The sequence below is a fragment of the Actinomadura sp. NPDC048955 genome, from assembly GCF_040649435.1.
Lineage (GTDB): Bacteria > Actinomycetota > Actinomycetes > Streptosporangiales > Streptosporangiaceae > Spirillospora > Spirillospora luteofluorescens.
Window position 1 is genome coordinate 12,952 of the sequence record NZ_JBEZJI010000006.1, and the last position, 19,517, is coordinate 32,468.

Sequence of the window (19,517 nt, forward strand, 5' to 3'; positions counted from 1 at the left end):
CCACCCGCGGAGGGACGAGGTCGAGGATGCAACCAGGACAGGATGAGCGCGCCGCCACGCAGAACATCGCGATGTGGGGGGCGGCCGGCTGCGGGAAGACCACCTTCCTCGCCGCGCTGGACATCGCGCTGACCCAGGTGGACGGCGACTGGAAGGTGGTCGGCGCCGACGCCGGCTCCACCGAGGTGCTGACCGACCTGACCCGGTCACTCGCCGACAGGCGGCAGTTCCCCCGGGCGACCGGCGAGGCCATCGAGCGCTACAAGTGGTACCTGATCGGGAACCGCCCGGTCCGCACCGGACGGTTCCCGCGGCGGCGCACCGTCGTGGCCGAGAGCCGGATCGGCCTCGACCTGATCGACGCCGGCGGCGAGCAGTTCGAGCGGGGACGGGTGATCGGGCGCAGGCTGCTCGACAACCTCGTCCAGAGCCGCGGCATCCTCTACCTGTTCGACCCGATCCGCGAGTACGAGAAGGGCGACGCTTTCGAGAACCTGCACGGCATGCTCGCCCAGCTCTCGCAGCGGATGGTGGCCGCCGGCACGTTCCCCGGCGGCCGCCTCCCCCACCACCTGGCGGTGTGCGTCACCAAGTTCGACGAGGTCAGCGTGCTGAAGACGGCCGACAGCATCGGGGTCCTCGGCGTCGACCCGGACGACACGCGGGGCTTCCCGCGGGTGATGGAGGACGAGGACGCCGAGCGCCTGTTCGAGAGCCTCTGCGGGGTGTCGGCGAGCGGCAACGCCGAACTGGTCCTGCGGAAGCTGAAGAAGTTCTTCCACCAGGACCGCATCAGGTTCTTCGTGACCTCGGCGATCGGTTTCCACCTCCCGCCCGGCACGAACCGCTTCGATCCGCGCGACTACCAGAACCTGGTCCCCGCTCCGGGCGGCTACCAGATCCGCAGCGGCGTGCGGCCCATCAACGTCATGGAGCCGCTGCTGTGGCTCGCCCAGTCCCTGTCCGCCGATCAGCAAGGGTGAGGTGTCGACGATGAGCACCGACGGGGTGCGGCTGACGCCGGAATGGGCCCTGTGGGGCAAGGACCCGCAGGAGCGCGACTTCCGCCTTCTCCGCTGCAGCGACGTCCGGCTGGGGCGGCACGACTTCTCGGAGATCATCTCCCGCTACTCGCCGGGCACCCACACCGACCTGCCGCAGGTCGCCATCAGCTGGACGCGGCTCGGCGACGAGATCTACCTCGGCTTCGCGATCCAGGAATGGTCCAGCGAGGGCGACCGGCTCGGCCGGGACATCGCGGTCACGCGCTACTTCGGCGTCCCCTACTTCCAGCTCGGGCATCCGATCTCCTACGTGGACCTCTACGAGGCGCTCGCCACCTACGACGCCGCCGCGGGCGAGCCGATCAGCGTGCCCGGGCTCGACCCGCACCGGATCGCCGCCCGCGTCGGCTCGGACGCGCTGGGGGCGGCGGCGCTCCTGCTCACCCGGTCCCCGGTCCAGATCGAGGGCGCGGAGGGCGTCCCCATGCTGGACAGGCTGCGCTTCCTGGACACCGTGGCCGCCCTGCTGCCCTACCCGATGCGGACCAGGTTCTCGGCGGTGACCTGGGTGAGCAGCACCTCGGAGCACAACTTCAGGCTCGCGTTCAGCAGCCACGTGCGGGAGGGCGCGTTTCCCGTCATGTGGAGCGGCCCGCCGTCCGTGCCTCCAGCGGAACAGGTCGCGCAGACCTACCTGGACGTCCTCGCCCGCCAGAACGACCTGTCCCACGTGATCGGGGAGCTGGCCCGGCTCGACAAGCCGATGGGGTTCGGTCACCTCCATATCCGGGCCGCCCTGCGGCGCCTCCAGGACATCGCCGACTCTCCCCCGCAGCGTCCGGCGCCCGTGGTCGGCGCCGACACGGACCCGGCGGAGGTGCTGCGCACCTACGCCGACGCACGCCGGAACGGGCGGCGGGAGGCGGCCGAGTACTGCGTCGACCAGCTGGAGCATCTGCGGACGCAGAGCATCACGGCCGAGCAGCGCGGCCGGTACCGGCAGATCGTCAAGGAGCAGCGGCTGCTGGAGGAGTCGCCCGTGCTCGCACCGCCACGGCAGCTCCAGCTCTACCAGGCGCTGCTGCAGATGGCGTACGCGAGCACCCTGAGCGAGGCCCATCTCGACCAGATCGAGGAGGACGCGGGGATGGTCCACGGCCTGCTCCTGCGGGCCCTGGAGACCTACCCCTGCGCCGACCCGGTCGTGGACCTCCTCATCGCGGTCAGGTGCGGCGAGGACGGGCGCCGGAGGATCCTGGGCCGGCTCGACAGCGGTGCGCTGGTCGCGGCGGCCGCGCGGGAGCCGCTCAGGGTGGGCCTCTTCGACCTGGTCTTCCGCGAGCTGGCCCGGCGGCTCGCCGAGGAGGAGGACGCCGTCGGCGCGCTGTGGCAGCACGCCTACCTGGCCCATCCGCTCCGCGGACGCTTCCCGAACGACGACCTCACGCAGTTCACCTGGCTGCGCGGGCTGCTCGAAGCGGCCTACGGCCCCCAGCTGGGCGTCAAGGAGTTCGAGGAGGTCGTGGACGGGAGCCGGGCGCTCCAGCCGACCCCGGCGCTGTTCGCGGCCGCGCTCTCGCTGCACGGTCCCTCCCCGGACGCCGGCGCCGCCCTCTTCGACGCGTACTTCGGCCGGATGCTGCGGTCGTCCACGCTCGGTCCCCAGGTCACCGAGGACATCGAGGCGATCCTGGAGGGCACCGTGCCGGACCCGCCGCCCCCGAGCGGTCCTCCGCAGGAGTCCGGGAGCGTGGTGGAGAGATTCGTCCGCAAGATCCGTCCCCGGCGCGGCGGCCGGGGACGGCACGCGTCCCCCTCCCCGTCCGGGACGTCGGCTCCGCCGTCGTGGGGCGAAGGATCGAGACCGGATGAGCGACCCGGCCAGTCCCGGCCCCGGCAGAACCGCGAGCCCCACTACGACCCCCAGGGGCCCTGGATCACGTTCCTGACGGTCGTCGTCCTGCTTCTGGTGCTCACGCTGCTGGTGCTGACCCTGCAGTGGTTGCGCCTCAACTCCCCGCCCCCCTGATCGGAGGCCGCATGCCGCACGACGAGACGAGGGTCACCGCCGAGTGGGCGCTGTGGGGGCTGGACCGGCGCTCCGGCCTGCGCGGCGTGCTCGCCGGAAGCGGAGGACGGTTCAGCCGGGGGAACTTCGCCGAGATCGTGCACCGGTACCACACGGGCGCGCCGGCCGAGCTGCCACAGGTGACGATCGGCTGGACGCGCCTGCGGGACGTCCCCTACCTGACGCTCGCCATCGAGACCTGGCGCGGGACGGGGGCGGCGCCCGCCGGCGACTCGGTGACGCGCGTGTTCTGCGTCCCCTTCGCACCGCTCGCGCGGGCCCGGGTGTCCTACGAGTCGCTGTACCGGGCCTTCGCCCCGCTCGATCCGCCCGCGGACGGCGCCGCCGCGACGGTCGTCCTCCCGGCCGGCGAACCCGGCAAGCCGCCCGGCGGGCCCGCGATGGGGACCGCCGCGACCCTGCTGTCCGGGGAGAGCCGGCCCGTCGTCATCGAGGACGCCGGGGCGCTTCCCATGCTCGAACGCCTGCGCTTCCTCGACGAGGTGGCGTGGCTGCTGCCGTACGGGATGCGCGCCCGGCTGTCGGTCTCCACCTGGACGAGGAGCACCGCCGAGCACCGGATCCGGCTGTCGTTCACCGACCACGCCCCGTCCGGGTCCCGGGCGCTCACCTGGGACCGGCCACTGGACCTGCCGGCCGGTGCGGACGTGCCGAGGCGGTACCTGGCGCTGCTGACGGAATCCGCCGGCTCCGCCGACGTCCGCGGCGAACTGGCGAGCGCCGCCGCCCCCCTGTCGTTCGCCGACCCCCGCGCCGTGCTCCAGGCGCTGAAGACGGCCGTGGCCGTCGCGACCGGCGAGTCGTCCGACATCGAGACGCTGCTCACCGTGTGCCGCGACATGCTCCGGCAGGAGCGCCACGAGCCGCTGGTGACCGCGCTCGGAAGGCTCGACGCCGAACTGCGGTCCGGCGACGCGCACAAGAAGCGCGCGCAGCACCGCAAGGTCATCGACGATCTCGGGCTCATGGCCGGCCACGCGAACCTCTCCGGCTCCATCGCGGTGCTGTTCTACTCGGTCCTGCTGCGGCTCATGCACGGCCCCAGGCTCGACGACGCCGCCGCCGAGAAGCTCCTCGGCTCGTTCTCCGACCCCCCGGCGGAACTGCTGGAGGCGCTGCGGCGGCTGTCGGCGGGGGCGAAGCCTGTCAGATGACGAGCGGGAGGGGCAGCCGGGCCGCCATCGGCGGGACGAGCCGCAGGTCGATCGCCAGCCGCTGAGCGTCGACGACGTCGAGGGGGACGGGCGGCGCCCCGCCGCCGAGGCGCCGCCAGGGGGCCTCCGGCCGCCGGGCGGGATCGTCGCAGATCGCCGCGAACGTCATCCCCTCCCGCGCCTCCAGCCGCCGCAGCAGATCCGTCCAGTCGCGGCGGTTCGGGCACGGGAGGATCTCCGACGCGGTGACCCGCGCCGGATGCGGCGGCCGGTCGCCGACCGTCAGCAGCGCGGTGCGGCCCCCGGGGCGCCGGGGCAGCCTCTCGTCCACGACGGCCAGCGCGTCCTCGACCATGGCCGCGTCGGGGTAGGTCACCGGCAGCGGGGCCCGCTCCGTCGCCGCGGACAGCGCGGCGCGGGCCGTCCGGGCGTCGGCCGACCAGGCCAGGACGTCGGGCACGGGATCGCGGCGGCCGAGCCGGTCCCCGTAGTCGTGCCGGCCGTAGGCGACCAGCGACACGCTGAGGCCCGCGGGCACCTCCCATCCCAGCAGCATGACGAGCTGGTCGATGCGGCTCAGCCGGTCCGCGACCCGCTCGCGCGCACCGCTGACCTCGACGAGGCAGACCAGGTGCAGGGGCCGGGGCCGGGGGTCGTAGCGGTCGGGGACGGCGGTGACGATCTGCGTCCAGTCCCGGCGGTCGGCGGCCAGGCCGTCCAGCCCCCCGAACCTGACCAGGCCGGGGCGCCTCAGCCGCGCCACGAGGTCGTGGTGCCCCGACCGGATCCGCGCCGACCGGATCGACATGACGCGGAACAGGCCGTCGGGACCGTGCGCGCCGACCGCGAAGGCCGTTCCGGCGTCGGCGCCGGGCTCGCAGCGCACCGAGACCGGCACGCTGTCGTCGCGGAGGGCGCCCGGCGCGAACAGCGGCACGGTGGTGAGCCGCAGGCCCCCCGCGCCGTTGTGCGGGGCCAGGGCGACGAGGCTGTAGGGCTGGCGGATCGGCTCGCGCTCGACGACGCGGCGCAGCCAGCCGGCGACGTCGGCGTCCGGCGCGGTGACGAGATCGGCGTCCGGACGGGCCTCGCGGACCAGCGCGGCCACCCGGTCGGCCTCCGCCAGCCCTGCCGGGGCGGTGCGGATCGCCGCCAGGGGGCCGCGGCCGCCGGTGAGGCGCTCGATCCGCGGGGCCGCCGCCCCCTCCGTCCCGAGCCCGGTCCAGGGTTCGGTCGCGAGCCTGCTGGGGTGCGGGGTGCCCATCGCGTCGCGGTGCACCCGGTAGCGGGTGACGCCTGCCGCGCCGATATCGAGGATGGTGAGCGCGCCGCCGCCCTCGACCGCCGCCACGTGGCCGGCCAGCGCCGCCACGGGCGCCGGCAGCGCCGGGAGCGCCCGCGGGACGGGCGCCGTCCGCGCGGCGGGCACCGCCGCGCGGTCGAACGGCGCCGGCTCCAGGGACACCGGTCGCGGGGGTTCGCCCGCCGGGTGCCGCCCGGCCGGCAGGACGAAGCCCTCGCCGGACGGGCGGCCCCCGTCCGGGAGGATCGCCGCCACGGCGTCCTCCGGTCCGGTCAGCACCGCCAGCCGGTCGGCCATGTTCCGCCGGAGCTGCGCGAACGGCTCGGCCTCCACGGGGACGCCGCTCTTCCCGCCCGGATCGGGGACGAGCGTCCGCAGGTCCCCGCCGACGCCGAAGTTGCGCTGCAGGTGGTCGGAGGCGACGTTGAACGCCTTGAGCTCCTCCAGGTGGCCGACCTGCTCCCGGAACGTCTCCACGGCGGCGGGCAGGAACCGGTAGCTCTCGGATCCGGCCGGCTCCAGCAGGCCCGAGACGAAGATCTCCGCGCGTTCGGCCAGCCCCGTCTCGGGGGCGAGGTGCTCCTGCAGGATCTCGATCAGCTGCGTGGACAGCGTCGGCGCGCATGACAGGACCTGCGCGAGGTGCACGGCGCGCGGCGACGCGCGGCGCATGAACGCCGCGAGCAGCTGCCCGTCCCGGTTCTCCAGCCGGCGGTTGTACGCGCTCGGGTGCTCCGCCGGGCCCGTCCCGGGCACCGCGGTGGAGATGCCCTCCGCCCAGGTCGCGCCCGAGGTGAGGGCCCCGGCCCAGCCGCCGAGCCCCGCCGGGCTCAGCCCGACCACGGGCAGCGGCAGGCCGGCCGTCCCGGTGATCCACCAGCCGCGCTCCACCGTGTAGTGGGCGTTCGGCGCCGGCGTGCCCGGGGCGCCGAGCCGCATCCGCAGGCACGGCTCGCCGACCGCGGTCTCGCCCCAGTAGCGCCGCGGGAGCACGTGCAGGAGCGCCGTCGGCATCACCGCGGCCCAGGACTCGATCGTCTCCCAGATGTCCCGGTCGTACCAGTGGTCGCCGACCGCGTCGGAGGCCAGCAGCACGAGGCGGCGGCCGGACGGATCCCTGAGCCGGTCCGGCGGATGGCGGGTGCCGCCCGCGTCGACGAGGCGGGAGCCGTCGCGGCGCGGGAGGAGCCCCCACCGGGTCACCGCCCGGAACGCGCCGCTCTGGACGAAGATGTGCTCCAGCTGCGTGAAGGCCCGCTCCCAGATGCGCATGGAGGAGCCGGTGTCGACCACGAGGGCGACGTCCAGCGCGCGGACCGGAGGGCGGTGCGTCACGACGACCAGCGGCCTCGGCGAGGCGGCACCGGCGCGGGAGGGCGCGGCCCGGGCGGACAGGGCCGCGGTGACCCAGGCCTCGGCCGTGGCCTGCACCGTGGCCTCCTCGTCGGGGACGAGCGGTCCGGGTCGCACGGCCCGCCTGAACGGCCGGAGCGCGCGGGTCAGCTCAAGGGCGTCCCGCAGCGGACGCACGCCCTTGAAGCCGACACCGGTCACCGGGACGAGCCGGTCGGGCCCCTCGTCCGAGCCGGCTCGGCCCGGCGCGGCGTCCTCGTCACCCGCGCCGGCCCCTTCGGCCGGGCCGCCCCCTTCCGGTGGACCGCCCGCCTCCGGCGAGCCGGCCGCGCCGTCCCCGATCCGCACGGAGGGCGTGTCGCCCGCGAACACCGGCTCCACGACCGTGGCGGGCGAGTCCGGCCCGGTGGGCTCGGGCGGTCGCCGCTCGATCGCCTCCTCCCGGACCGTCGGCGGAGCCGGGACCCGGAGCGGCGACGGCGTGACCGGGGCCGCCCGCCCGGCCGGGAGGGGCGGCGGGTCCCGGGCCAGCCACAGCAGGTCGAGGATCTGCTCGGCGTCGGGGCCCGCGTCGCCGCGGGCCAGCCCGAACTCGGCGAGCGCGCGTACGAGGCCGTCCATCACCGCTCGCCGAGATCGTCCAGAAGGATCTTCTCCAGCCGCCCGCGCTCCTCGGCGCCGAGGTCGTGCCCCGTGACGAGGTACACCATCTCCAGGAGCTGGTTGACGGCGAGCTTCTCGCCCGCCTGGAGCCGCCCCGCGAAACGCTCGATGTCCTGCCGGCACGCGCCGTCGATCTCCGGCAGGTGCGCTTGCACGATCCTGGTGAGCAAGGAGGCGTCCGGGTTCTTGATCTGGAAGCGGATGCAGCGGCGGAGGAAGGGCGGGGCGAACGTCCGCTCATTGTTGCTCGTCAGCACGATGACCGGATAGTGCCGGCGGGTGACCCTCCCGTCCCCCACGTCGTAGGTCCGGCCGTCGGCGCCGGTCACCCGGAACGGGCCGCCCTTGCTGCGCATCAGGGGCGGGATGTCGAAACGGCCGCTCTCCAGGACGTTCAGCAGGTCCCCCGGCAGGTCGAGGTCGCTCTTGTCGATCTCGTCGATGAGCACGGCGCGCGGATGGCCGGGATCGGCCAGCGCCGTGCCGAGCGGCCCGAGGCGGACGAACTCGCCGATGGGCGCGTTCCCGTCGGCCAGCTGGGCGGCGTGCAGGCGGTCCAGGGCGTCGTACCGGTAGAGCCCGTCGTTCACCGTGCTCTTGGAGGTGATGTGCCATTCCAGGACCTCGCCGAGTTGCAGCTCGTGCGCGAGCACGCCGACGAGCGTCGACTTGCCCATCCCGGCGGACCCGTTGATCAGCAGCGGGCGGCGCAGGTGGAGCGCCGCGTTGACGGCGTCGTCCAGGCCCGGCAGGGCGACGAACACCGGGGGGCCGCCGCCCTCGGCGCGTCCCCGCCAGGGCGGCAGGTCGGGAAGGGCGCGCCAGGCCGGCAGCGGCCTGCCGTCCGGGCCGATCCCGCCGGGCCGGGGCCTGCCGTCACCGTGAAACAGTTTCCAGGTCACCGTCGCTCTCCTCTGGGGGGTTCTGCAGGCGGGCCAGGGGCAGGTCGAAGCCCGGGCGGCCCGTGGGGTCGTTCCAGATGACCGACGGCGGGTTCGCGCCGTTGCCGCCGTTCAGGAGCTTCTCCGGCAGCAGCTGGCGGCGCTGGTGCCCCTTCAGCTCGTCCCAGTGCCGCCGCGTGATCTGCACGACGCCGCCGGGGCGGTGCCACACGATGTAGCCGCACCCCGCGGCCAGCAGCCAGCCCAGCGCCTCGGTGCGGACCGTCTCGTCCTCGACGGCGAGCACGCAGGGCCGCTTCGCGTTGGCCTCGTGCGCCAGCCACGCGGAGACGGCGTCCCAGCTGCCGGCCTCGTCCGGCGAGAGGAGGGGCGGCGCGTGCTCCCACGCCGACTCCGCCATGGCCGCGGCGCGGTCGTGCTGCATCTGCCGGACGCCGGGGTCCAGCACGTGCCTCACCCAGCGCAGCCTCGGTTTGCACCGGCGGCTCAGCGGCTCCCTGAAACCGGACGGGAGGGGGACGAGGCTCTGGTGCTCGTAGCCCTCGGTGAGGAAGCGCAGGGGCGCCACCAGGTCGATCACCATGGGGGCGTTCTCCAGCTTCTTCTGGAGGTCGCGGATGAGCTCGTGGAGCTTGGCGGGAAGCTCCTCCGGGGACCGGCACTCCGTCTTGACGAGCGCGTGGTCGATGTACGACCCGTCGCCGTCGGCGGCCTCCAGGAGGCCCACGGGCTTCGGCTCCACCACGGCGCACAACCGGATCGGCCCGTCCCGGTCCGCGCCGATGGTCTCCTCGCCGAGGAAGATCAGGGCCCAGTAGTGCCGCTTGCAGGTCCGCAGGTACTCGGAGGCCTCCTTCTCCTGGCCGCGCTCCATCACCCATGTGTGCAGGTCCGGGTGGTCGAGGCCGACACCGTGATGCGCCGCCACCCGCAGGAGGAAGGCGGTCAGGGGATCGGGAACCCGGTCGTAGCCCGTCAGCGCGGCCTCGACGAGCAGGACTTCCGTGCTCTGGGTGTCGACCACCCGGTCGGTGGCCTCGTAGAAGAACCAGCGCGCGTGCTGGAGGCCCGGCGTCCCCCCGATCGCCTGGTAGACGGCCTTGGCGCGCAGCGCCCGCAGCAGGGCGGGAGCGGTCAGGGCGTGGTCCTGAGTCCCGCCGTCGAAGGCGATCTCCTCCAGCCCCTCGACGTCCCACCGGGCGGGCTGCGCGGCGAGCCTGCCTGCGTAGCGCAGGCGCACCTCGTCTCCGAAGGACGCCCTGGGTGCGGGCCGCTCGACGAGGGACCTGTCGACCTCGCGTACCGGACGGTTGGTCACGTGAAGGACGAAGCCGACGTCCACCATCGTCGTCCCGTTCGACCTGTGGAGAACTTCCCTGCCCTTGGCGCAGGCCTCCTCGAAGCCGAGCCGGCTGCCGAACGGGAGCGGCGTGAGGGCGGTGAGCTCCACCGGGTGCCACCGGCCCGCGAGGTTCTCGCGGACGTGGTCCGCGGTGGGCCGCGCGAGTCCGTCCGCTGCGGGCACCCGGCCCCAGACCAGGGTCGCCTCGTCCTGGTCGAGCCAGACGTCCGGAAGGACCACGATCGCGTGGGGGCCGTTCGGGAGATCGAGGAGCGCGATCAGCGGTCGCAGCCCGAGCTGCTGGCACAGGCCCGCGTAGGCCACCGACAGGTCGAGGCAGTTGCCGTGCCTCTCCGTCTCCACCACCTGGTGCGGCTGGCGGATCTTCTGGCCGTTGGGGTTCCAGTGGTAGAGGGGCCCGTCGTAGGCCAGCTCCAGGTCGAGCAGCTGCGAATAGGCGAACCCGGCGCGTTCGAGCACCGTGCGGGGAAGCTCCTCCCCCACCCCGCGCATCAGCTCGTACTCGGCGGGGACGGTGAACACCGCGAGGTCGGCCGGGTTGGTGGACCACCACGTCCAGTCCGTGCTCATGAGACGTGCACCACGTCGAGAAGACCGTCTCCTCTGGGAGAGGCCGCGACCGACAGCGTGTAGAGGCCCGGCTGGACGAGTCCTAAGGGGATCGCGAACGAACCGTCGTCCTCGACCACGGTGGTGGCGGGGTCGCCGGGCGCCGGGGCGGCCCCGGCCGCGAACCGGAACCACAGGGTGTCGCCCGCCTCGAACCCCTCGGCTCTGCCCGTGACGGTGACCGGCTCCACGGCGAGGTAGGCGTCGGCCAGGTCGAGGCCCAGCACGCGCTCTCCCGGAGGCGGCCCGAAGTCGTCGGGCTCGGCCTCGGCGCGGGAGGGAGCGGGAGCGGGGGTGTCCGGTCGTTCCGGGAACAGGACCGGCCTGCGCCGCGCCAGCCTCGAAAGGTCGTAGCCGAGCATGCGGATCAGCTCGTCCACCTGGTCGCCTCCGTGCGCCAGGCCGTTGTGCGTCTGGTTGCAGTAGACGGGCGGGACCTCCTGGTAGACGGCGGGGCTCGCCGAGACCGCCGGGACGGTGCCGTCACCGCCGGAGTCCTCGCCGGTCAGCCCGGACCCGGCCGCCTTGGAGACCTCCAGGCGCCCGCCGGGGCGCAGGACGGCGTGCTGCGCGGTCCGCTGCCCGTACCCGATCACCGGGCGGACGTCCGACAGCCGCTCGTGCGGGGCGTTGAGCTCCAGCAGGAAGTCCCGCGAGGCGCGGGCCCGCCCGGCGTCGAGCCCGGCGATCGCACCGGCGAGCTCCGCGACCCGGGCGGCGGGCCGGGCGGAGCCGTTCCGCGCGTCGGTGACCACCGGGTAGAGCGGGAGCAGCTCGTAGACCGACGGGAGGCGGTGCAGCGCCTCGTGGATGTGCCCGAGCGGAAGCCGCTCGGACGGGACGGGCCCGAGCCGCGGCCCGTTGGCGAGGGTGTCGAGGGCCTTGACCGCGCCCCGGAACGGCGTGCCGAGCGTGTAGACGCGCCGGCAGTCGCGGCGGACGTCGTGGCGGCGGATGTAGTCGAGCGCCACGAGGCCGCCCATGCTGTGCGCGACGAGGATGACCCCGGCGGCGGGGAACCGCTCCCGCAGCGCCCTGAGGCGCGGCGCCACCGCGCCGGCGAGCCGGGCGGAGTTGACCGCTACCGGACGCCGCCAGTCGTAGGCGAATTCCAGATGGTTGGCGTCGTCCAGCTCGAAGTGCCGGCGAAGGCGCGACCGCAGCTTCTGGTAAGGCCCGAGAATCCGGGAAAACCCGGGTACCGGAATGGCCATGAGATCGTACGCCTCGACGCCGTCGTCGTATTCCGGATCGTCCAGCCGCGCTTTGGGCAGGGCCAGCCGATCGGGATTGGCGATGGCCCGCGCCAGGGCGGCGCCCGTCCCCCAGATCTCCTCGTCTCCCCTGCGCAGGGCACTTCCGCCCAGGCCGGGCAGGAGGACCAGAAGATGCGGGAAAGCCCGCCTCACCGGTCGCCCGGCCCCGTCCGGGGTGCCCCCGTATCGACTCACCACGAATGCCCGTCCCCCGTGGATCGGCAACGTCTGGGCGCAAATGCTACATCGCACATATCCGCCAAGGACATGCTTTGGCCGCAATGGTCCACCCGCACGGAAGGGGGATTTATCGATCATGAAATCGAGAATGCCGGGGCGCACGCCCCGAATGCGCCTTATGGCGCGCCTGCCTCCCGGCGGGGGCGGGACCGGCCGGAGGGCGCCTCCGCACACCGGCGCGGACGCGGCCGTGCGTCCCGACGGCCCGAGCCCCTATCGTGGTACCGCCCGCGACCGTACCGTCCGGTCCCTGACCGGGGGCGGCGCGGCGGGGCCACCGGGGGCCGAGGAGAGGCCTCACCGGCGGGGACTCCGTGCGAAAGGCTGAGGTGTGAGTCAGCGACGACCGCGGCCGTCAGGCGAACAGCAGGCGAGCGAAGCACCCGGCGCCGTCCCGGACGACGTCGCGGCCGCCGTGGAGCGCGTGCTGAGCGCGACGGCGCTGCTCTGGAACCGCGCCGACCAGGGCCTGGAACCCGCCATCTCGCCGATCCAGCTGCGCGCCGTCGAGGTGATCGCGCGGTTCGGCCGGCTGAACCTCGGCCGGCTCGCCGAGGAGCTCGGCGCGATCCCCTCGTCCACGAGCCGGCTCTGCGACCGGCTGGAGGCGGCCGGGCTGATCGTGCGGGAGACCGCCCGCGTCGACCGGCGCGAGATCGTGCTGCGGCTGACCGACCAGGGCGAGCGCCTGCACGCCGAGCTGGTCCGGCGGCGCCGCGCGGCGGTGCGGGACGTGCTGGCGCAGATGTCGCCCGCCTCCCGGGGCCGGCTGCTCGACGCGCTGACCGAGTTCGGCCAGGCGGGTGAGCGGCGTGAGCACGGCGGAAGAGGGATGCTCGGGTCCCGGACGGCCTGACCGGCGCCCGCGCGGCCCGGCGCGCGGACCCCTCCGCCCGCAGCTCGACATCAAGTATTTGCCATACGGCAATCTCTTTGGCAGTCTTCCCCTGCGGTCCTGCGTCCGAGACGGGGCGGACCCGATGACAGAGCCGCATTCCCGCGGTTGGACGGCCGGTCGAGGGGGGCACGGCCGTTCCCGCGGCCCGGTGCATGGAAACCGGGCCGCCCCGGGAACGCGGCCGCGTCCGGCGCGTCGGCAGGCAGTGATGAGATGGGGTCGCGATGAGCACGCACGGCCGCCCGGCCAGGGATGAACACGGCCGCCCGGCCAGGGATGAACACGGCCGCCCGGCCAGGGGCGAGCACGGCCGCCCGGCCGGGGACGAGGACGGCCGCCCGGGGCGCACGGCCAGGGTCGAGCGGGCACTGCGGGCCGCCCCGGCGTACGCGCTGCCCGAGGTGCTGGCCGCGACGCTCTCGCGGGAGTACCCCGCGGTCTCCACCGCCCGCCTGCTGGTCAGCGACTACCACTCGCGCACCCTGATGCCGGTCGCGCCGCTTCTGGCCACGCCCCACCCTGACAGCCTGGCCCTGGCCGTACCGGACGGCGAGGCGCGGGCCGCCGAGGAGGCCGCCGAAGCGATCAGGATCCGGCAGAGCCCGGCCGGGCGGTCGTTCGTCACCGGGCGCGTCCTCGCCGCCCCCGACGGGGACGGCGACGGGTCCGGCGAGGCCGGGACCTATATACCGGTGCGCGCGCGGGGCGAGCGGCTCGGCGTCCTGGAGATCGGCTCGTCCGGCCCCTGGAGCGCGGACGAGGTCGGCGAGCTGGCCGAGATCGGCGAGCTTCTCGGCAGTGCCCTGAAGGTCGCGTGGAACCGGACCGACCGGTACGAGCGGGCCAGGCGGCGGCACCGCCTCACCCTCGCCGCGGAGCTGCAGTGGCAGCTCCTTCCCGGCCACGCCCACGCGGACGAATCGTTCAGCCTCGCGGGTCATCTGGAGCCGGCCTACTCGATCGGCGGGGACAACTTCGACTGGTCCGTCGAGCACGACCATCTGGCGCTGACCGTGACCAACGGCTCGGGCACCGGCATCAACGCGGCGCTGCTGACGTCGCTGACCGTCGGCGCGCTGCGCAACGCGCGCCGGTCGGGCGCCGACCTCGGTGAGCAGGCGAGCCTGGCGAACGACATGGTGCACGTGCGGCACGGCGGCCGGGAGTTCACCGAGACCCTCGTCATGCGGATCGACCTCGCCGACGGGAAGGTGCACGTCATCGACGCGGGGTCCCCGCGGCTCCTGCTGCTGCGCGGCGCCGAGGTGGCGCCGGTGCCGCTGGAGCAGCAGATGCCGCTCGGCATGTTCCCCGACACCGAGTACCGCCCCCAGTCGTTCGAGCTCGAACCCGGCGACCGGCTGATCATCGTCAGCGACGGGGTCTTCTCCGCGACGGCCCCGGCCGGCGAGTACGGGGCGCACCAGCTGGAGCAGGCGGCCCGGCGCAGCCGGCTCCAGCCCGCGGCCGAGGTCCCGCTGACCGTGATCGACGAGCTCATCGAGTTCCACGAGGGCACCGACCTCGCCGACGACGCGGTCGTGGTGTGCTTCGACTGGAACCATCCGCTCGGCGGCGCCGCGCCGGACCCGCGTGGCGGGGCCGTGCGCGGCGAGTCCGCCGTCTAGGGGAGGCGCCCGCGGCCGGCTACCGACAGGGCGGCGGCCTTCCGGTCACTCGGCCGGCGGGCCCGGCCGGTCGTCGGGGACGAGGCCGAGGGCCACCTCGAGGGCGGCGGCGTGCAGCTCGTCCTCGCTGAAGGCGGTGTCGCGCATGGCGAAGTGGGTCATGTGCAGCGTGAGGATGGCCAGGCGCCCGCGGATCTGGTCGGGCAGGTCCGCCTTCTCGTCGACCATGAACTCGGCGTACGACCTCATGCGCTCGCGCAGGTCCGAGGCGGCCTTCAGCTCTCGGACGGCCGGTTCGTTCACCTGCATGAAGCGGAGCATCTCCTTGCCGGGGCCCTCGATGATCTCGGCATAGCGGCGCACGAACTCCCGCCGCGACGCCGGGTTGGGCTGCTGCCCGCGCGCCCACTCCAGGAGTTCCTCGCCCTCGGCGCGGAAGTCCTCGAAGAGGCTGGCGACGATGTCCTCTTTGGTCTTGAAGTGGTAGTACAGCGCCGCCTTCGTCACCTCGAGGCGTTCGGCGATCTCGCGCAGCGAGGTCTTCTCGTATCCCTGCTCGGCGAACAGCTCCAGCGCGACGCTGCGGATCCGCTCGCGGGTGTCGCCTCGACGGCGGGCCATCGCGTCCTCCCCCTCAAACTTACTTGACGACCGGCTAGTTACGAGCCTACCGTACGGCAGGTAAGAACTAGCCGGGCGGCAGGTAAGTCGGACGGAGCGGGGACAGGGATGAGTACGTCACTCACGAAGGACGGGACGGCGGAGCCGCCCCGGAGCAAGCGCCAGGTGTACATCGTGATGAGCGGGCTGATGATCGGCATGCTGCTCGCCATGCTCGACAACATGGTGGTCGGCACCGCGATGCCAACGATCGTCGGCGAGCTGGGCGGGGTGGCGCACCTGTCCTGGGTGGTCACCGCCTACACGCTGGCCACCGCCGCGGCGACGCCGATCTGGGGCAAGCTCGGCGACATGTACGGCCGCAAGGGCATGTTCATGGCCGCCGTCGTGGTGTTCCTGGCCGGTTCGGCGCTGGCCGGCATGGCGCACAGCATGACGCAGCTGATCGCCTTCCGCGGCGTCCAGGGGCTCGGCGCCGGCGGCCTCATGGTCGGCGCCATGGCCATCATCGGCGACCTGGTGCCGCCCCGCGAGCGCGGCCGCTACCAGGGGCTGATGGCCGCGGTCATGCCGCTGGCCTTCATCGGCGGCCCGCTGCTGGGCGGCCTGGTGACCGACCACCTCAGCTGGCGGTGGGCCTTCTACGTCAACCTTCCGCTGGGCGCCCTCGCCCTGGTGGTCACCGCGCTGACCATGCACCTGCCGAAACGTCCCCGCAGCACGGCCCGCATCGACTACGTCGGCGCGGCCCTGCTGACCGCCGGCATCGTCTGCCTCTCGCTGATGACCAGCTGGGGCGGGACGGAGTACGCCTGGGCCTCCGCCACGATCATCGGCCTGGGCGCCGGCTCCGCCGTCCTGCTGGTCCTGTTCGTGCTGTGGGAGATGCGCGCGGAGTCCCCGATCCTGCCGATGAGCCTGTTCCGCAGCCGCAACTTCACGCTGGCCTCGGTGCTGGGCTTCCTGGTCGGCTTCGCGATGTTCGGCGCGGTGACCTTCCTGCCGCAGTTCCAGCAGCTGGTGCAGGGCGCCTCGGCCACCAACAGCGGTCTGCTCCTGCTGCCGATGATGATGGGCATGCTCTTCACCACCATGACCGTCGGGCAGTTGGTGACCCGGACCGGGCGCTACCGCGTCTACCCCATCGTCGGCGGGGTCGTCATGACCGCGGGCATGCTGCTGCTGTCCCGGCTCACCGTGGACTCCACCCAGCTCACCACCGGTCTGTTCATGCTCGTGCTGGGCGCCGGCATGGGCTTCCTGATGCAGAACACGATGCTCATCGCGCAGAACAGCGTGGAGATGAAGGACATGGGCGCGGCCAGCGGCGCGGCCACCCTGTTCCGGACGATCGGCGGCTCGCTGGGCGTGTCGATTCTCGGCGCCGCCTACAGCAGCCGCCTGACCGGCGGGCTGAGCGACCGGCTGGGCGAGAGGGCCGGCGAGTCGATCTCCGGCAGCGGCGGGCGGCTCACCCCGGCGCTGCTCAAGCGGATGCCGGCCGACGTGCGCGGCGCCGTGGAGCACGCGGTGGCCTCCGGCGTCCACAACGTCTTCCTCTGGGCGTCCGCGTTCACCCTGCTGGCCATCGTCGCCGCCTGGTTCATCCGCGAGACCCCGCTGCGCGGCGGTCCCGCGGAGCGGCCCGCCGCGGAGGACCGCACGGTCACCGAACCCGTCGCGATCTGATCCGGCGGCTTCCGGGCAGGGGCCGTCCTCGTCGACGACGGCCCCTGCCGCTCCCCTTGCGAGACCGCCCCGACCGGACAGTAACCTTTCGCTTACTTGATCAGCGAGGAAGCGGGAGAGCAGCGATGGGCGAGCTGAGCGCCGCGGAGACCGTCCGCGCCGCCGACAAGATCATCCACGACGTCGGGTCGCGGTGGATGCTGTCGCGCGGCACGGCGGAGCACGGCAAGGAGCAGGGGTACGACAACCCGTTCGCGTACTACTTCGCCGGACGGGGCGGGGTGATGGGCGACGTCGACGCCGACGTGGTCTCGGCGGCGCTCGGCTGGTTCGAGCCCGGTTTCGTCCGCGCCCAGTGGGACGAAGGGGTCGCGGTCGCCGGGGCGCGCGAGGCGACGCGGCGGTACATCCTCGGCTGCGCGGCCTGGGGCGAGGCCCACCTGCCGGAGGACCCGCGCCTCTGCGAGCTGGCCGAGCGCGTCGTCCGCGCGGCCGAGGGGTCGGGGCTGCCGCTGTTCTGCGGCTGGCGCGCCGAACCGCTGCCGGACGCCACCCGGGCCCGGCTGATGCAGCTGGTGCAGGTGCTGCGGGAACTGCGCGGCGGGCTGCATCTCGTCGCGACGACCGCCGTCGGGCTCTCCCCGCTGGAGGCGATCCTGACCCAGGACGGGCCGGACATCGCGCGCTTCTTCGGCTGGCGGGGCGACCTCCCCGACTGCGCGGCGCTCCGGCCGCGGCGCGTGGAGGCGGAGGAGATCACCGACCGGCTCTCCGCCGCCGTCTACGAGCGGGCGCTGTCGCCGTCGGAGCGGGCCGAGTTCGCCGAGCGGACCGGCGCGGTCGGCGCGGCCGTCCTCGGCTGAGCGGTTCCGCGAGGCGCGCCGGGGCCGGTCTTGTCGCCGACGGACAAGGGCCGGGCGGAGATTGCGCAAGCGGGGGACTGTCGCCCGGAGGACGACAGGTCCACAGTCGGACTTGAACCGATCACGCTCGGAAGGAGCATGTGATGGGACGGTCCCCTCTCCCCCTCGGCGCGCTCGCGGCGCTGGCCATAGCGGCGGCGTGCCTGCCGGCCCTCACCGCGGCGGCCGCACCGGTGGGCGCGCGCGAGGCCGGCCGGACCGAGACGCCGGTCGCCTCCAGCTCGCCCGTCACCGACGTCGCCGAGTCGGTCGTGCGCGTCAGGGTGCCGCTGCCCGCGTCGGCGGGCCCGCGTCCCGAAGCCTGCGACTGGCTGTCCTACCTGCGGTTCCGGCACAAGGACGGCCCCGCCGCGTCGGCCGCCGCCGACCGGATCCTGGTCGCGCAGCCCGGCATCCTGGAGGGCGCGGGCGCGTTCGACAGCGTCGCGCGCAACACGGTCTCGGCCGCGGCCGAGCGCGGGAAGCACATCGAGTTCTGGGCGCTGGACCGGCGGTCCAACTGCCTGGAGGACGGCACCGGGATCCGGGCGGGGCTCCGGGCGGGGGACGCCCACCTAGCGATCGACTACTACTACAGGCAGAAAGAGGTCGACGGCCGGAAGTTCGCCGGGTACCAGACCAACGACCAGGTGAAGTGGCTGCAGAACGTCGGGCTTGAGCAGACCGTCCGCGACCAGTACGACCTGATGGTCAGGGAGCTGCCCGACCCGGCCGCGCGCAAGCGGAAGACGATGTGCGGCGGGCACTCGCTGGGCGGCGTCCTGACGGCCTTCTTCGCCGAATGGGACTTCGACGGCGACCACTCCACCACGGGCGACGCCGGGTACGAGCAGTGCTCCGGCTACTTCGCGCTCGACACCCGGATCTCGACGGCGCTGCCCGGGTTCGGCGGGGACTTCCCCGAGGACTGGGTCCCCCTGCTGAAGTTCGGCGCGGGCGCCGTCCAGGCGGGACTGGAGAGCGGTGTGATCCCGCGAGCCCTGTCCGCCCCCGCGGTGGTCAACACCGAGACGATGAACCTGCTCGGCATCGCGGGGCTGGCGGCGCGCCTCGACCCGGGTGGCGTCTCCGACCTCGCCACCTACGTGCCGCCCTCGTCCAACACCGACACCACCTACCGGATCCTGTTCTCCAAGGACTACCCGACGTTCCTCACGGGCTCCCCCACGGTGAAGGACTTCCGGTTCACCAACGCCGCCGCGCTCGGCGGGCTGCTGGACGACAACTCCCAGCCGCTCGCGTTCATGCAGGCCAGCCTCGGGTTCTGGGACGGCGGAAAGATCGTCGACAAGGAGTTCCCGGCACCGAACGACCTCGGCGGCATCGGGCTCGGCGGCCTGTCCCGGCTGCTCGGAACCGAGAAGAAGGCGATCCCGGACGAGCCGGGCGGCCCGCTGTACACGTGGCGGAACTTCGACCGCGTCGGCGCCCCGGACGACCCGGTGCACACGTCCAAGGACGGCACCCCGTTCACGTCCGCGGGCAAGGAGGTCACCGACATCGCCGAACTGGCCCGCAGCCTGTCGGAGCACCCGCTCGACTTCACCGAGCACTACTTCCCCACGAAGTTGGTCACCGACATCGCACTGGCCGCCGCGCCCGGAATCGCCGACGACGCCGTCCATGAGAACGGCGTCGCCGCGAACCCGACGCTCAACCTGGAGGCGGAGGGCGGCCTCGGCGGCGATCCGCGGCCCGGCGACGTCGTCGCGCCCGGCTACCAGCACATCGACGTTCTGACGGCGTCCGCCGTCCAGAACGGCGGACGGCCCGAGCCCGTCTCGGTGAACCTCGCGGCGTTCGCCGCCGGATGACGTGCGTC

Annotated in this window: 13 protein-coding genes; 8 read left to right on the forward strand and 5 right to left on the reverse strand. The window is 73.7% G+C overall.

All coding sequences use genetic code 11. The annotated features are described in order from the left end of the window. Positions 1-26 precede the first annotated feature (26 nt). Genes AB0C84_RS08295 through AB0C84_RS08305 form a run of 3 tightly spaced genes read left to right on the forward strand, consistent with a single transcriptional unit; the run spans position 27 to position 4,247 of the window. Positions 27-983 carry a hypothetical protein gene (locus AB0C84_RS08295; RefSeq protein WP_179846981.1) on the forward strand — a complete coding sequence of 319 codons (957 nt, stop codon included), beginning with the start codon at positions 27-29 and terminating at the stop codon, positions 981-983. Between the two features lie 10 nt (positions 984-993). Beyond that, positions 994-3,033, forward strand: coding sequence for a hypothetical protein (locus AB0C84_RS08300; protein WP_361062728.1), 2,040 nt, complete (start codon positions 994-996; stop codon positions 3,031-3,033). Positions 3,034-3,044: 11 nt separating this feature from the next. Further along, positions 3,045-4,247 (forward strand): hypothetical protein, encoded by a 1,203-nt coding sequence (locus AB0C84_RS08305; RefSeq protein WP_361062731.1) that lies wholly within the window; start codon positions 3,045-3,047, stop codon positions 4,245-4,247. Here AB0C84_RS08305 and AB0C84_RS08310 read toward each other — a convergent pair. The 4 genes from AB0C84_RS08310 to AB0C84_RS08325 are packed head-to-tail and all read right to left on the reverse strand — an operon-like array spanning position 4,240 to position 11,849. Then, positions 4,240-7,524 (reverse strand): SAV_2336 N-terminal domain-related protein, encoded by a 3,285-nt coding sequence (locus AB0C84_RS08310; protein ID WP_361062734.1) that lies wholly within the window; start codon positions 7,522-7,524, stop codon positions 4,240-4,242. The two genes, AB0C84_RS08305 and AB0C84_RS08310, sit on opposite strands and share 8 nt — an antisense overlap. Next, positions 7,524-8,468, reverse strand: a complete 945-nt coding sequence (locus tag AB0C84_RS08315; protein WP_361062737.1) for a MoxR family ATPase — start codon at positions 8,466-8,468, stop codon at positions 7,524-7,526. The genes AB0C84_RS08310 and AB0C84_RS08315 overlap by 1 nt, the downstream gene beginning before the upstream one ends. Beyond that, positions 8,443-10,401, reverse strand: a complete 1,959-nt coding sequence (locus AB0C84_RS08320) for a hypothetical protein (RefSeq protein WP_361062740.1) — start codon at positions 10,399-10,401, stop codon at positions 8,443-8,445. Before AB0C84_RS08320 ends, AB0C84_RS08315 begins: the two co-directional genes overlap by 26 nt. Beyond that, positions 10,398-11,849, reverse strand: a complete 1,452-nt coding sequence (locus AB0C84_RS08325) for a hypothetical protein (RefSeq protein WP_361062743.1) — start codon at positions 11,847-11,849, stop codon at positions 10,398-10,400. Before AB0C84_RS08325 ends, AB0C84_RS08320 begins: the two co-directional genes overlap by 4 nt. A gap of 418 nt (positions 11,850-12,267) precedes the next feature. Between AB0C84_RS08325 and AB0C84_RS08330 the strand changes: the two genes are divergently transcribed. Beyond that, positions 12,268-12,792: a MarR family transcriptional regulator gene (locus tag AB0C84_RS08330; RefSeq protein ID WP_258942663.1), complete on the forward strand. Its 525-nt coding sequence runs from the start codon at positions 12,268-12,270 to the stop codon at positions 12,790-12,792. Positions 12,793-13,058: 266 nt separating this feature from the next. After that, complete coding sequence (locus tag AB0C84_RS08335) at positions 13,059-14,462, forward strand: PP2C family protein-serine/threonine phosphatase (protein ID WP_361062747.1); 1,404 nt, start codon at positions 13,059-13,061, stop codon at positions 14,460-14,462. A gap of 45 nt (positions 14,463-14,507) precedes the next feature. On the opposite strand, the gene AB0C84_RS08340 is transcribed toward AB0C84_RS08335, so the two are convergent. Next, the gene (locus tag AB0C84_RS08340) at positions 14,508-15,083 is read right to left on the reverse strand and encodes a TetR/AcrR family transcriptional regulator (protein WP_258942665.1); all 576 of its coding nucleotides are present in this window, start codon (positions 15,081-15,083) and stop codon (positions 14,508-14,510) included. A 108-nt stretch (positions 15,084-15,191) separates the two neighbouring features. Between AB0C84_RS08340 and AB0C84_RS08345 the strand changes: the two genes are divergently transcribed. From AB0C84_RS08345 to AB0C84_RS08355, 3 genes are all read left to right on the forward strand, one after another. Next, a complete protein-coding gene (locus AB0C84_RS08345; RefSeq protein ID WP_361062751.1) occupies positions 15,192-16,772 on the forward strand; it encodes an MDR family MFS transporter in 1,581 nt (526 codons plus the stop codon). A gap of 125 nt (positions 16,773-16,897) precedes the next feature. Next, entirely contained in the window at positions 16,898-17,635 is a 738-nt protein-coding gene (locus tag AB0C84_RS08350; RefSeq protein ID WP_361062754.1) for a hypothetical protein, read from the forward strand. Between the two features lie 143 nt (positions 17,636-17,778). Beyond that, the gene (locus tag AB0C84_RS08355; protein WP_361062757.1) at positions 17,779-19,509 is read left to right on the forward strand and encodes a hypothetical protein; all 1,731 of its coding nucleotides are present in this window, start codon (positions 17,779-17,781) and stop codon (positions 19,507-19,509) included. The last annotated feature ends 8 nt before the right edge of the window (positions 19,510-19,517 follow it).